This is a genomic window from Providencia sp. PROV223 (assembly GCF_028479245.1).
GTDB lineage: Bacteria > Pseudomonadota > Gammaproteobacteria > Enterobacterales > Enterobacteriaceae > Providencia > Providencia rettgeri.
This window is the reverse complement of record NZ_JAMPNG010000012.1, coordinates 18,396-31,881: the sequence shown is the minus strand read 5'-3', so window position 1 is coordinate 31,881 and position 13,486 is coordinate 18,396. Positions and strand designations below refer to the sequence as shown.

Annotated in this window: 9 protein-coding genes and 2 tRNA genes; 5 read left to right on the top strand and 6 right to left on the bottom strand. The window is 39.3% G+C overall.

Annotation, left to right across the window (positions count from 1 at the left end; genetic code table 11):
* Positions 1-171: 171 nt before the first annotated feature.
* A complete protein-coding gene (gene putA, locus PR767_RS13970; RefSeq protein WP_272520467.1) occupies positions 172-4,155 on the top strand; it encodes a trifunctional transcriptional regulator/proline dehydrogenase/L-glutamate gamma-semialdehyde dehydrogenase in 3,984 nt (1,327 codons plus the stop codon).
* Positions 4,156-4,374: 219 nt separating this feature from the next.
* On the opposite strand, the gene fliZ is transcribed toward putA, so the two are convergent.
* Positions 4,375-4,893: a flagella biosynthesis regulatory protein FliZ gene (fliZ, locus tag PR767_RS13965; RefSeq protein WP_004255757.1), complete on the bottom strand. Its 519-nt coding sequence runs from the start codon at positions 4,891-4,893 to the stop codon at positions 4,375-4,377.
* Between the two features lie 1,029 nt (positions 4,894-5,922).
* Here fliZ and PR767_RS13960 point away from each other — a divergent pair.
* Positions 5,923-6,234 carry a DUF5339 domain-containing protein gene (locus tag PR767_RS13960; protein ID WP_004909809.1) on the top strand — a complete coding sequence of 104 codons (312 nt, stop codon included), beginning with the start codon at positions 5,923-5,925 and terminating at the stop codon, positions 6,232-6,234.
* Between the two features lie 114 nt (positions 6,235-6,348).
* Here PR767_RS13960 and mgtA read toward each other — a convergent pair whose 3' ends face one another.
* The 4 genes from mgtA to cspE all read right to left on the bottom strand — a co-directional run bounded on the left by mgtA (position 6,349) and on the right by cspE (position 10,803).
* Entirely contained in the window at positions 6,349-9,051 is a 2,703-nt protein-coding gene (gene mgtA, locus PR767_RS13955; RefSeq protein ID WP_272520466.1) for a magnesium-translocating P-type ATPase, read from the bottom strand.
* A 149-nt stretch (positions 9,052-9,200) separates the two neighbouring features.
* Entirely contained in the window at positions 9,201-9,899 is a 699-nt protein-coding gene (locus PR767_RS13950) for an MgtC family protein (protein WP_004255789.1), read from the bottom strand.
* Between the two features lie 397 nt (positions 9,900-10,296).
* The gene (gene dsrB / locus PR767_RS13945) at positions 10,297-10,488 is read right to left on the bottom strand and encodes a protein DsrB (RefSeq protein WP_004255792.1); all 192 of its coding nucleotides are present in this window, start codon (positions 10,486-10,488) and stop codon (positions 10,297-10,299) included.
* Between the two features lie 102 nt (positions 10,489-10,590).
* A complete protein-coding gene (cspE, locus tag PR767_RS13940) occupies positions 10,591-10,803 on the bottom strand; it encodes a transcription antiterminator/RNA stability regulator CspE (RefSeq protein WP_004909801.1) in 213 nt (70 codons plus the stop codon).
* Between the two features lie 479 nt (positions 10,804-11,282).
* Between cspE and PR767_RS13935 the strand changes: the two genes are divergently transcribed.
* The 3 genes from PR767_RS13935 to PR767_RS13925 all read left to right on the top strand — a co-directional run bounded on the left by PR767_RS13935 (position 11,283) and on the right by PR767_RS13925 (position 12,332).
* Complete coding sequence (locus tag PR767_RS13935) at positions 11,283-11,786, top strand: YlaC family protein (RefSeq protein ID WP_272520465.1); 504 nt, start codon at positions 11,283-11,285, stop codon at positions 11,784-11,786.
* Between the two features lie 135 nt (positions 11,787-11,921).
* Positions 11,922-11,997 (top strand) — tRNA-Asn (locus PR767_RS13930).
* Between the two features lie 259 nt (positions 11,998-12,256).
* Positions 12,257-12,332 (top strand) — tRNA-Asn (locus tag PR767_RS13925).
* Between the two features lie 113 nt (positions 12,333-12,445).
* Here PR767_RS13925 and PR767_RS13920 read toward each other — a convergent pair.
* Positions 12,446-13,348 carry a LysR family transcriptional regulator gene (locus PR767_RS13920; protein ID WP_109911095.1) on the bottom strand — a complete coding sequence of 301 codons (903 nt, stop codon included), beginning with the start codon at positions 13,346-13,348 and terminating at the stop codon, positions 12,446-12,448.
* Positions 13,349-13,486: the final 138 nt, after the last annotated feature.

Below are 13,486 nucleotides of genomic sequence, written 5' to 3'. Positions count from 1 at the left end.
ATAATAAATAAATGAATACCAATTTAATTGAAATTATTAGAACTCAAAAAACTCGATATATTTCACATTTCTTTCAGAAATCACACGTAACAATGTTGCACAAAGTTGCAACATTAAGATAATGTGGTGTAACTTTTTGATTAAAATGACTCGTGACCTAGAGGAATTAAGATGAGTAGCACTACAACTATGGGTGTGAGACTTGATGAAGCAACTCGTGAACGCATTAAAAATGCCGCTCAGCGTCTTGACCGCACATCACATTGGCTTATCAAACAAGCTATTTATAATTACCTAGAACAACTCGATAATGGCCAAGCCTTTCCAGAGCTCTCACCGGGTATCGATGTAAAAGAAAATCAAACTTCTGATGAAGACACCACCGTTGAATCTAACTATCAACCATTCTTAGATTTCGCAGAGCACATTTTACCACAATCTGTAAAACGCTCTGCAATTACTTCTGCTTACCGAATTCCTGAAACACAAGCCGTGCCAATGTTGTTACAGCAAGCACAGCTCCCTACAGAACAAGCTGAAGCCGCTCATAAATTAGCTTATTCAATAGCTGAAAAACTACGCAATCAAAAAAATGGCATCGGCCGCTCAGGTTTAGTTCAAGGTCTACTCCAAGAATTTTCACTTTCATCTCAAGAAGGTGTCGCATTAATGTGTCTCGCAGAGGCCTTACTGCGCATTCCTGATAAAGCAACTCGAGATGCGCTCATCCGCGATAAAATTAGCAATGGGAATTGGCAATCACACCTTGGCCAAAGTAGCTCAATGTTTGTCAATGCCGCGACTTGGGGTCTACTATTTACGGGTAAGCTAGTTTCTACGCATAATGAAGCTAAACTCTCAACCTCACTTAATCGCATCATTAGTAAAAGTGGTGAACCGCTGGTACGCAAAGGCGTTGATATGGCGATGCGCCTTATGGGAGAGCAATTTGTTACTGGCGAAACTATTTCCCAAGCGCTCGCTAACGCACGAAAACTCGAAGATAAAGGCTTCCGCTATTCCTACGACATGCTGGGCGAAGCCGCATTAACGGAAAAAGATGCACAAGATTACATGGTGTCTTACCAACAAGCTATCCACGCGATTGGTAAAGCATCAAATGGCCGCGGTATTTATGAAGGCCCTGGTATTTCAATTAAGCTATCAGCATTACATCCACGTTATAGCCGTGCACAATACTCTCGCGTAATGGAAGAGCTTTATCCACGCCTGTTATCCCTAGTATTACAAGCGCATCAATACGATATAGGGATTAATATTGACGCAGAAGAAGCCGACCGCTTAGAAATCTCTTTAGATTTACTAGAAAAACTCTGTTTTGAACCACAACTCGCGGGGTGGAATGGGATTGGCTTTGTTATCCAGGCCTATCAAAAACGCTGCCCATTTGTGATTGACTCAATCATAAATTTAGCTGAACGCAGCCAACGTCGTTTAATGATCCGTCTGGTAAAAGGGGCTTATTGGGACAGTGAAATCAAGCGCGCGCAAATGGATGGGCTAGAAGGTTACCCAGTTTATACGCGTAAGGTGTATACTGACGTTTCTTACATTGCCTGTGCACGAAAACTGTTGTCGGTTCCCAATTTAATTTACCCGCAGTTTGCAACGCACAACGCACATACTCTCTCTGCTATCTACCAAATTGCAGGTAAAAACTACTACCCAGGCCAATATGAATTCCAATGTCTACATGGAATGGGTGAACCACTTTATGAACAGGTGGTTGGTAAAGTCGCTGATGGCAAACTAAACCGCCCTTGCCGTATTTATGCACCTGTCGGTACTCACGAAACACTACTTGCCTATCTGGTGCGTCGATTATTAGAGAATGGTGCAAATACTTCATTTGTAAACCGTATTGCTGATGCCACTATTCCGCTAGATGAATTAGTTGCTGACCCAGTTAAAGATGTCTTAGAACTGTCTAAAACTGAAGGTCAAATTGGCTTACCGCATCCAAAAATTCCGTTACCACGTGATTTATACGGCCAAGAACGAGTAAATTCGATGGGGCTTGACCTATCAAACGAACATCGACTGGCTTCCTTATCAAGTGCCCTACTGAGTGCAGGTATGCAGCAAAAAATAGCAGAACCGCTGTTAGGGGGCAATTTCCAAGCTTCGCAAACGTTACCTGAAGCAACACCAATTATAAACCCTGCCTGTAATAAAGATATTGTTGGCCATGTTCGTGAAACAACAGAACAAGAAGCTGAACATGCATTAAATACCGCTAACGATGCGGGTACTATCTGGTTCGCAACTCCGCCTTCTGAACGAGCAGCTATCTTATTACGAGCCGCTGACCTTATGGAGCAACAGCTACAACCACTATTAGATATTTTAGTGCGTGAAGCGGGTAAGACCTACAACAATGCAATTGCGGAAGTTAGAGAAGCGGTAGATTTTCTTAATTACTATGCAACTCAAGTCAAGAATGATTTTGATAACAATACGCACCGTCCTTTAGGGCCTGTGGTCTGTATTAGTCCATGGAACTTCCCGTTAGCAATATTTTCAGGCCAAATTGCAGCTGCTCTCGCGGCAGGAAATACCGTACTCGCGAAGCCGGCAGAACAAACACCATTAATCGGTGCTATTGCGGTTTCCATTTTGCATCAAGCGGGTATTCCACGCGATGTACTGCAATTTTTACCGGGTAAAGGTGAAACGATTGGTGCCCAACTCGTTGGTGATAGCCGTGTTCGTGGAGTCATGTTTACGGGGTCAACTGAAGTTGCAGGATTACTTCAACGTAATATCGCTGGGCGCTTAGATGCACAGGGCCGACCAACCCCGCTGATTGCAGAAACGGGCGGATTAAATGCAATGATCGTTGATTCTTCTGCATTAACAGAACAGGTTGTCATTGATGTTGTCGCATCTGCATTTGATAGCGCAGGTCAGCGTTGTTCAGCACTGCGCATTCTATGCATCCAAGAAGATGTCGCAGATAGAACGATTCGTATGTTAAAAGGCGCAATGGAAGAGTGCCGCATGGGGAATCCAGAACATTTATCAACCGATATTGGCCCGGTGATTGACCGTGAAGCAAAAGAAAATATCGATCAATATATTCAAAAAATGCGTAGCAAAGGGAAAGTCGTCTTCCAAGCCGCATTTGAAAATCATGATGATCAACAAGAACAAATGGAAGGAACCTATGTTAAGCCGACATTGATAGAACTTGATGATGTTAGTGAGCTGAAAAAAGAGATCTTTGGCCCTGTTCTGCACGTTGTACGTTTTAAACGAGATGAGCTAGAAGCACTCGTTGAACAAATTAACGCTGCGGGTTATGGGCTGACACTTGGTGTTCACACTCGTATCGATGAAACTATCAACCAAGTTGTTTCAAAAGCTAAAGTAGGTAATCTGTACGTAAACCGAAATATGGTTGGTGCCGTTGTTGGTGTGCAACCTTTTGGTGGTGAAGGCTTATCTGGAACTGGGCCTAAAGCAGGCGGGCCACTATACCTCTATCGTTTATTAAGCGAACGCCCAGATAACGCGGTTTCAAACACTTTAGAGAGACAAGATAGCCATTTACCGATGGATGCCAGTGCCCGAACCGTATTACTCGAGCCATTTGAAGCACTTACTCAATGGTCTGAAAAACAAAATTCGGTTATTTCCCCCTCCGTTATTGAGCTATTTACACGCCATAGTCAGACAGGAACCACTCGTGTGTTGCCCGGTCCAACGGGAGAAAGGAATACCTATACCTTGCGCCCACGTGGTTTGATTTTATGCCTTAGCGATAATGAACAAGATTGTTTAACTCAGTTAACAGCGGTGCTTTCTGCGGGTTGTCAGGTGTTATGGCCAGATAGCGAACTTCATCAGAAGCTATTTAAGTCACTACCTGAAAAAGTGAGAAAAACCATATCGCTAACTAAAAACTGGATAGAATCTAAAGAGCCAATCGAAGGGGTTATTTACCATGGTGATAGCGATCAGTTAAAAGAGGTTTGTGCAGCGGTTGCACAACGTAAAGGGCCTATTATTTCAGTACAAGGCTTTGAACGAGGTGAAACTAATCTGCTGACTGAACGCTTACTTCATGAGCGCTCATTGAGTGTCAATACCGCAGCTGCAGGTGGTAATGCTAGCTTAATGACGATCGGGTAATAAACAAAAGGCCTGACCTCGCAGTTTATGAGGATCAGGCCATACATCACAATGTGTTTATTTAAAAATACACTTATCTCATAAGAATAACAGTCGCGGTTCCTATCAGATAAGTGCTATCTCATATATTTACTGCTAGAAACATAAAAGGTGCCCACGAGGACACCATTGTTTAAAAACAACAATGAAAATAACGATACTTATTTTCAGTATGTCATTCTAATTATTGCACTTTTCAGATTCCCAGAATAAATATTGTTCATATTTACGTAATGCAATATTGTAATTGCTAAATGCAGAGTCTGTCATTTTTTCACTTAACTCTTCTTGAACTTTACTTGCAGTAAATTCTTTCATAGAAAAATTAGAAGAAGATAACAGCTCATCTAAACGTCGTAAACGAACAACATATTCACGAACAGTACTATGGCTCATCTCAGTCTGTAAGAATAAATACTGTTTAAATGACATAATATCAAAATAATCAGTATTACTATTGCAATAAATTTCACTACAAAAACGACAAAGTGCAGTAAATTTATCTTGCAGCTCCCCCCAGGTACCTTCATCAACCAATTCAGTCATATCAGCGATAGCTTCTTTATTTAAGATGTCATCGTTGAAAACTAAAGAGATGCGATCAAGGGTCTTGTGACAATGTGCACAATGAGTTTGGCTGTGTTTAAAATCTTTGATGTAACGACTCAGAGGCCGTTTCTTTACAATAGAAGCAGACATAATGGTAAAGCCCTGTGTGTAAGTCTAAATATAAAATTGTAACCAAATAAATCAGGTTACATACATTGTATGCCCATAGCATTAATATATTATTTGCTATGTTGCATTGTGATATGGTGAACCCATATCATATATTCTTACTTTACCTTTAGAGAACTAATCATTCTAAAAATGTACAGTAAGAAAAGGTATCGCCCTTTGTTAAAAACATTCTAACCCGTCTCTCGCTCTTTGGCGAATTTCTACGGTGAATCAATTTTGGTATGAATTTGAGTTAGCGTCAACAAAATTAACTTAATTGTCGTTAACCCTGTACACCTATCATTAACCATAAGTTAAGCGATATTTACTTATTAGTTCGCTTAAAAACAAAGACTTTACCTGATAATTTCATCTTCGTACAAAGAAAATTTAATTTAAAAATCAAACTTATACTGATACAAAGGTTTTCTTCTTAAATTTGTGAAGTAGCTCACTTTTCACATCTATAATTGCATCTTAAATGAACAGCCATTAATTCTATAAATATTTCATAGTAAAAATTTATCATTCAACCGTAAATATTTTGTTACAAATAAACGATTTTTTAATAATTTTAATTGTGTATAAAAAAATGTTATAACAATATTTCAAAATCTTATATAAGCAAAAACACGTACAAACATTATCCTATCTTGGCACTAGAACATAATTATCTTCAAAAAATATGTTTGTTAAATTAAATAATCACGATTCCACCGCCTAATTAACCTCTTCTCTCTATCCTCAATTCCTTTATCTTCTATCAATTACTTTAGATAAACGTAGAATTGTTAGTGATATTCCATAACGATATGATAAAAAAAGACTTAACCATAAACATAAAATTATGTAACGAAAACAGACAAACATAAAATACGATAGTCCAAGTAAATTGAAATTTAATTAATTAACTAAGATATTATTTTAGGATTTGTCACGTTTGATATTAAAAACATCTCTTATATACTCAATTTGCTATATAAATAAATAATTTTAATAAGGTTGATTATGAAAAAGTTGATTTTAGCTTGTGGTATGGGTTTATTGGCACTGACAATCACTGCTTGTTCGGAAGAAGAGAAAAAAGGCGAAGTTGCTGGTGCAACTGAAACTTGTAACGCTTACTTCGCTGAAGTTGATAGCTTAATTGCTAAAGCTTCAGAAAACCCGCAAGCAAAAACTCAGTTAGATGCAATGAAAGGTCAGCTGGAAGAAGGTAAAAAACAAGTTGCTGCACTGCCTAAGGATCAGCAAGATAAAGCTTGCCAACAAGGTATTGATGCAATGAAACAGATGAAAGCTGCTTTAGGCCTGCAATAAGCCCTATTCTTCTTTATTCTGTAGATCAACAAGAGCCACACTGGTGGCTCTTTTTATTGCGCACAGAAAAGAAGAACCATCCTTGGTTTTTCTTTTTCCTGACTTAACAATATATTATAGCCATGTGCCAAAACGTTTAATATAAAACTGCTTCATCAGTTGAGCGACAACACAATAGCTCACTAATGTCAGAGCTAGCCATGGGAAATATTCTATTGGCAACGGTTGTAATCCTATCATTTCACCAAATGAAGAAAATGGAATATATAGCCCGAGAGCCATAATTAACCCTGTCGTTAACATAACAGGTAGCGCAGCTGTGCTTTGTATAAAGGGTATTTTTTGTGTTCTTAACATATGAACAACTAGCGTCTGAGAGAGTAATCCTTCCACAAACCAACCGGATTGGAACAACGCTTCATGAGCAACACTATTTGCTTGGAACACGTACCACATTAGCGCAAAAGTCGTGATATCAAAAATAGATGACGTTGGCCCAATCCAAAGCATAAAGCGGCCAATATTTTTTGCATCCCATTTACGAGGTCGTTTTAAAAACTCTTTATCCATTTTATCCCAGGGTAATGCAAGCTGGGAAATATCATACAGCAAGTTTTGAACGAGCAAATGAATGGCTAACATCGGTAGGAAGGGAATAAATGCACTGGCAATCAATACAGAAAATACGTTACCGAAGTTAGAGCTCGCTGTCATATTTAAGTATTTAATAATATTGCCGAAAGTTTCACGTCCTTTAATCACCCCCTGCTCTAATACCATTAAATCTTTTTCAAGTAAGATAATATCCGCAGATTCCTTAGCAATGTCCGTCCCTGTATCAACTGAAATTCCCACATCAGCATCACGTAATGCCGGTGCATCGTTAATCCCATCACCAAGAAAGCCAACTGTATGCCCATTTGCTTGTAACCGCTTTAAAATACGGGATTTTTGCAAGGGTGTTAATTTACAAAAAACTGAAACCTGCTCAACTTTCTGACCGAGCTCTTCGTCCGTCAAAGCTTCAATTTCCAGACCAGTCATGATTTCACTGATATTTAGGCCAACATCATGACAAATTTTTTCGGTAATAATCGCATTATCACCCGTCAACACCTTCACCGTAACACCATTTTCACGTAGCGCTGCAATGGCTGAAATTGCGCTTTCTTTTGCTGGGTCAAGAAAAGTTAAAATGCCTTGTAGTTCTAACTGATGCTCAGCTTGAGTTGAAAGCGGTAAGCGGGCTTCAGCATCATTCAAACGGCGAGTTGCGAGTAGTAATACACGAAATCCTTGTCTGTTATAGTCACTCACTAGCTCAGTAATTGTTGCTCTTGCTTGGTTATCAAGTAAATGAAGCTCACCATCTTGTTGATAGCTTTGGCAAACAGCTAACATTTCCTCAGCGGCGCCTTTACAAATAAGTAGGGCTTCACCTTCTGGTGTTCGTACTGTCACTGACAATTTACGCCGAATAAAATCAAAGGGTAATTCATCAATTTTTTGAAATCCTTTTAGCTGCTCAACTTCACTGTTCCCTCTACCACGACGAATAATTGCCTGATCCATCATGTTCTTAGCGCCACTTTGATGGAAGCTATTTAGCCAAGCCAGTTGCAAGATTTTACTATTTTTCTGCCCATTACTGTCTAAATAATGTTCTAAAATAATACGATCTTGCGTTAAAGTTCCCGTTTTATCGGTACACAGCACATCCATTGCACCAAAGTTTTGGATAGCATTTAATCTTTTGACAATCACCTTGTGTTTTGACATGGCAATTGCACCTTTGGCTAAATTGGAGCTAACAATCATCGGTAACATTTCGGGTGTTAACCCCACAGCAACCGCCAGTGAGAATAATGTTGCTTCGAACCAATCACCTTTTGTAAACCCATTGATAAGTAAGACAATTGGTACCATGACTAACATAAAACGAATCAATAACCAACTTACGCTATTCACACCACGATCAAACGATGTTTGCGCACGGCTCCCCACAATGGATTTAGCCAACGAGCCTAAATAGGTTTTTCCGCCGGTTGCCACCACAATTCCACGTGCTGTACCGCTGGTAACATTGGTTCCCATTAAACAAATATTTGAAATCTCTAATAATTCATTTTCTGTTGGCGATACGGGATCTAAACTTTTGGCTGAAACGTCACCCAATGTGTCATATTTTTCAACGGGTATAGACTCCCCTGTTAGAATCGCTTGGCTGATAAACAAATCTCTTGATTCGACTAGCTTTAAATCAGCAGGAACCATATCTCCTGCGGATAACAACACAATATCCCCAGGTACTAAGCATTTAATCGGCACCTCTTTTCGAACTGAACGTCCCGTTTTATTGTCGCGACGAAATACCGTAGCTGTCGTTCGAACTAAGGATTTCAATGCTTCCGCAGCTTTATTGGTACGATATTCTTGCCAAAAACGCAAAAATCCACTCAGTAAAACCATAGTGACAATAATAATCACCCCGGTTAAGTCTGTTTCTTCACCTTGACGTTCGGGAATAACATAATCCGTAAAAAAACTAACAACTGCTAATATAATCAGTACGAATATAAATGGATTTTTAAAGGAAGTGAGTAGTTGCTTCCATGCTGGAGGGGCTTTTTCATGAGCAACTTCATTCTCACCTTCAGTCACTAGGCGATCCATCGCCTCATTCTCAGATAAGCCTAATAGATTTGTTTGATATTCATTGAGCACTTGCTCAATATTTTTACTCGCTTGTTCGCCAACAATATATTTTTGGCGTGCAGCCGCTTTGACGCTTTTACGCGGTTCTCTTATTTCAGTCATAACGTTGTCTCGAATACAACACTCGTGATTTTAACGCTATCCAACTGAAATAAAATTAGTTTATTATCAGTTAGATAGCTCCAGCTTACGACTCCATGACGGAGGGTGGTCGTCCATTTCAGCTCCTATAGTGAGTTAATTTAAAGTCATCAGGCAGGTAGCTCTGATGCGACTTTCCAATTGATAGCACTAACACTTTGCTCAAGACTTATTCTGCATACCAATGCTTCAATTTCCTTTTGCTCGGCGGGTGTTGCAAGGAATTCAGCACACACTTCCAGCTGTTCAGGCTTTAATGTGTCGGCACTACTTAACGATTGCAATCGAATATGAAGCCCGTTAATTGCTTGTAAAATAAGTGTTCTTACTAAAATTTCATCCGTTTGATGGCACATTACACGGATCTTATAGCGCTGTTCTACATCAAGCGCTTGCTGCTGTGGTTGTTTATTAATTCGTGAAGCTGCTTCTCTTAATAAAATGTTGGCGCATAAAATTAATAACGTCGCCATCAATGCCAAAGAGTACTGCCCTAATCCACATAAAACACCGATCCCCGCAGAACACCAAAGCGTTGCCGCAGTATTTAGACCTCGAATGTTCATGCCTTCACGCATAATTACACCCGCCCCGAGGAAACCAATTCCAGACACCACTTGGGCAGCAATACGCCCAGGGCTATCAGGAGATGTTGTTACAGAACTTAAAATAAACACCGCAGCACCTGTTGCAACCAGTGCATTGGTTCTCAAGCCCGCCATTCGTTGACGCCACTGGCGCTCAGCACCGATTAATGCACCAAAACACATAGCAGACAGTAAATTTAAAATATCAGGGGAAAAAAGCATGATAATCCCTCCAAAAATAACTTGGATAATGATTTATATGCCTAATAAAAAGCATATAGCCATATATTTTGAGTAAAATAAATTACTCAAAAACCATTAGCTATTGCCTGGAGGAAATAGAGAATAAATATAGACCAACATGATACACACTCAATACAGCTATAATATGCTATCTAATTAAATACAATTATAAGGGAGTAGTATGATGAGGAAACATCAGACACCGCCCGCCATTGTGGCAAGCAGTGAAAAGAAAAGATGATTACTGGCTTGCCATTAAATTAAGTTTTTATTCCAACTCTGACTGTCCAAGTAATAATCTCCTAAGTAAAAGATGGAAGGAGTATAAGTGGGGAAAATTATTAAGTAAAGAACAAAGTGTTCATTAACTTGAAACTTATCTTTCAATTGGTGTAACAAAAATCCCTTCATCACCCTCTTTTTCATTAAAAAACCAAATACCTTCCGGGTAATCTGGTAATGCGATTAAGTACATTACCCCTTCATTGAAGGGCTCAATAAGTAAAATAGTGCCTTCACGACGCTCTTCCCCGTCTGTTTTTACATAAACACGGTCATTAATATTCATAACAGTCTTTTCCAACAAAATATATTAACCATAAATGTAGCGCATACGAAAAAGCCCGTCATTAAAAATGACGGGCTTTAGAAAATCAGTTAAGCAATTAGCTTAGATAGCAGTTACGTTAGCAGCTGCTGGGCCTTTTGCACCGTTTTCAATGGTGAATTCAACTTGCTGACCTTCAGCCAGAGTTTTGAAACCATTGCCCTGAATGGCAGAGAAGTGGACGAAAACGTCTTTGCTACCATCAGCTGGAGTGATGAAACCGAAGCCTTTAGACTCGTTGAACCACTTAACTTGACCTTTCATTTTGTCGGACATTTGACTTTTCCTATATAACATCAAAAAAACTTGCCTTTTGGCATATACGGGCCAGAGTCAACTATTTAATCAGGGAAACACCAAGATGCAGCGTCACGGTCAAAGGCTATCTGTGATAACTTTCTTCTTTAGAACACACTAACTCAGTAATCATACATCAAATAGGACTGCTAAACAGGCCGACACTCATTAACTCATGACTTAAAGATAATAGCAACTATTTTATACGGGTAAACTTCAAAAATATGTCGTTTTTTCGATTGCGTCACTTTTATCGACTATAACGTTAACAAAAATGCTGCATTTAGTTGATAGTTTAAAGAAAACTTTAATTTAAAAAGCCAACAACCCAATAAATGTCAGTAAGAATTATCTGATACGATGACAATCTGTGTAAATATTTTTTTTAACTGATATATAACAATCTCAACGGCTCGTGATACCCTCCTAGTATAGATATCTGACAGAGAGTTATACACATGGATATTATCAAACAAATACTCGTCGAAGACTTGGATGCCATCAATAAACGTGAAAACCGAGATGGGAAACCTTACTTTAATAGCCAGTTTCTCGCCAACCACCCTTATTTATGTGTTGGCATGGTTGCGGCTTATGTCCCCCTAGCCATTATTCTTTGGTATGCCCCTTATTTTGGCCCTTATTGGGCTCTGGGTATCACTATTCTCTTTATTATACTAGCAAGTGTGCTACTTTTTGACATTAAACCTGTCTATCATTTTGAAGATATTGGTGTGTTAGATTTACGCGTTTGTTATAACGGAGAATGGTTTGTCACTGAACCCGTTTCTGATAATGCGATAAGTAAAATCATTGATTCACAAGATGTTAGCTCTGCAATAAAGCAAGAAATATCGCGTTTAATTACATTAAAAGGAATGATATCGTTTTATGATATCTATCATGTTGCTTATCCTGAAGTTTCTACGCAATTACCTGGTACACTTGCAGCTCAAAATTAATTCAATATCAATTAACTAGAGCAAAACTTCGTCAGAATGTGCAGTGAATGAGCAGTTAGATATTTTTTCTGTTTTTATGATTGACAGCCTGAGATGATGTCGTTAATATTCGCCTCGTTCTCAGGAACAAGCAATTCCTCCATAGTTCAGTCGGTAGAACGGCGGACTGTTAATCCGTATGTCGCTGGTTCAAGTCCAGCTGGAGGAGCCAAATTTAAAAAAAGCCCGCTTAATGCGGGCTTTTTGCTATCTGTTTGTTATGTTCTGCTACTCATGAATTATTCACCTCTATTATCAGTTCCCTCTGCATCTCCTATAAGCCGCATACTATAGACAACGACACCACTTATTGGAGTAGATAATCATCAAATCGATTACTTAACACTCACTTGGCTATTTTTTTCGTTTTTATGCTTTACAACGGTGAACAGGATGGGTAATATGCGCCTCGTTCTCAGGAACAAAGCAATTCCTCCATAGTTCAGTCGGTAGAACGGCGGACTGTTAATCCGTATGTCGCTGGTTCAAGTCCAGCTGGAGGAGCCAAATTTAAAAAGCCCGCTTAATGCGGGCTTTTTGCTATCTTTCTGAAAGTTACCCTTCTGAATATTCAGCTACTAACTAAGCAACCGCAAAGACCCGCACCATAGAATGAATAGCTACTCTTTCTCCAGAAAAAATTGTTTAATTGTCTGGCGTAACCATTGATGCGCAGGATCTCTATCCAACCTTGGATGCCATGCTTGCACGATAAATATAGATTCCAATTCCAAAGGGAGTTCAATTTCAATTAACGGCAAATTAACACTCTTTACCCCTTGCAGTACATGGCGAGGGAGCGGCAAAATATAATCAGAGTTCATCGTTAGCATCATAGCTGAATGAAAGCTAGGCAAAGTCAACGCAACATTACGCTCTAATTGAAGGTCACGTAACGCGTCATCAATTGGTCCCAATGTACGCCCCCGCCGCGATACGCTAATATGCGGGTAATGCGTTAAACTCTCAGGTGTCACTTGTCCAATAATCGGATGCCCTGGGCGAACCAACGCCTGAAAAGTACTAGTAAATAAGCTCTGAGCCTTAATTTCAGGGTGCCAATCTCGAGAAGAACCAATAACCAAATCGACTTTACCGCTACGCAAAGAATCATCTTCAGTATCACTTTCCGCGATAAAAATTAAGCTACTTTGGGGAGCTAATTCCCTGAGTTTTTCTAACAACCCACCACCTAAGGCGCCAATAAAAATATCATTCGCCCGAATAACAAATGTTCTTTCTAATGTTTTTGGATTGAATAATTCATCAGGATTAATTAACGCTTCTGCTTGAGCAATAATATGGCTAAGTTGTTCTTTTAATTCTAATGCTCTGGGAGTTGGTACTAATTTACGCCCTGCCCTGACTAAAATGGGATCATTAAATTGCTCACGAATTCGCCCTAGAATTCGGCTCATAGCAGGAGCACTCAGGTTCATTTTTTCGGCGGCTCCTCCTACACTTCCTTCCTCCAATAATAAATTCAACGCATAAATCAAATTGAAGTCGATTTTTTGTGGCATTTTTCCTCCTCGCCCCTTTGCAGCCCTCCTCATTAGTGGATTGCGTTTCATGCAATAATTTAATTACATCATTTCATTTTAAACAATTAAATAAAGTTTAGATACTACTGCTAAAAAATGACAGAGCAAATTTTTAAA

Excerpts from the sequence above, each read along its gene's own strand:
- PR767_RS13920 (WP_109911095.1), bottom strand. The coding sequence starts at position 13,348 with ATGCCACAAAAAATCGACTTCAATTTGATTTATGCGTTGAATTTATTA.
- PR767_RS13960 (WP_004909809.1), top strand. The coding sequence starts at position 5,923 with ATGAAAAAGTTGATTTTAGCTTGTGGTATGGGTTTATTGGCACTGACA.
- PR767_RS13950 (WP_004255789.1), bottom strand. The coding sequence starts at position 9,899 with ATGCTTTTTTCCCCTGATATTTTAAATTTACTGTCTGCTATGTGTTTT.
- mgtA (WP_272520466.1), bottom strand. The coding sequence starts at position 9,051 with ATGACTGAAATAAGAGAACCGCGTAAAAGCGTCAAAGCGGCTGCACGC.
- putA (WP_272520467.1), top strand. The coding sequence starts at position 172 with ATGAGTAGCACTACAACTATGGGTGTGAGACTTGATGAAGCAACTCGT.
- dsrB (WP_004255792.1), bottom strand. The coding sequence starts at position 10,488 with ATGAATATTAATGACCGTGTTTATGTAAAAACAGACGGGGAAGAGCGT.
- cspE (WP_004909801.1), bottom strand. The coding sequence starts at position 10,803 with ATGTCCGACAAAATGAAAGGTCAAGTTAAGTGGTTCAACGAGTCTAAA.
- PR767_RS13935 (WP_272520465.1), top strand. The coding sequence starts at position 11,283 with ATGGATATTATCAAACAAATACTCGTCGAAGACTTGGATGCCATCAAT.
- fliZ (WP_004255757.1), bottom strand. The coding sequence starts at position 4,893 with ATGTCTGCTTCTATTGTAAAGAAACGGCCTCTGAGTCGTTACATCAAA.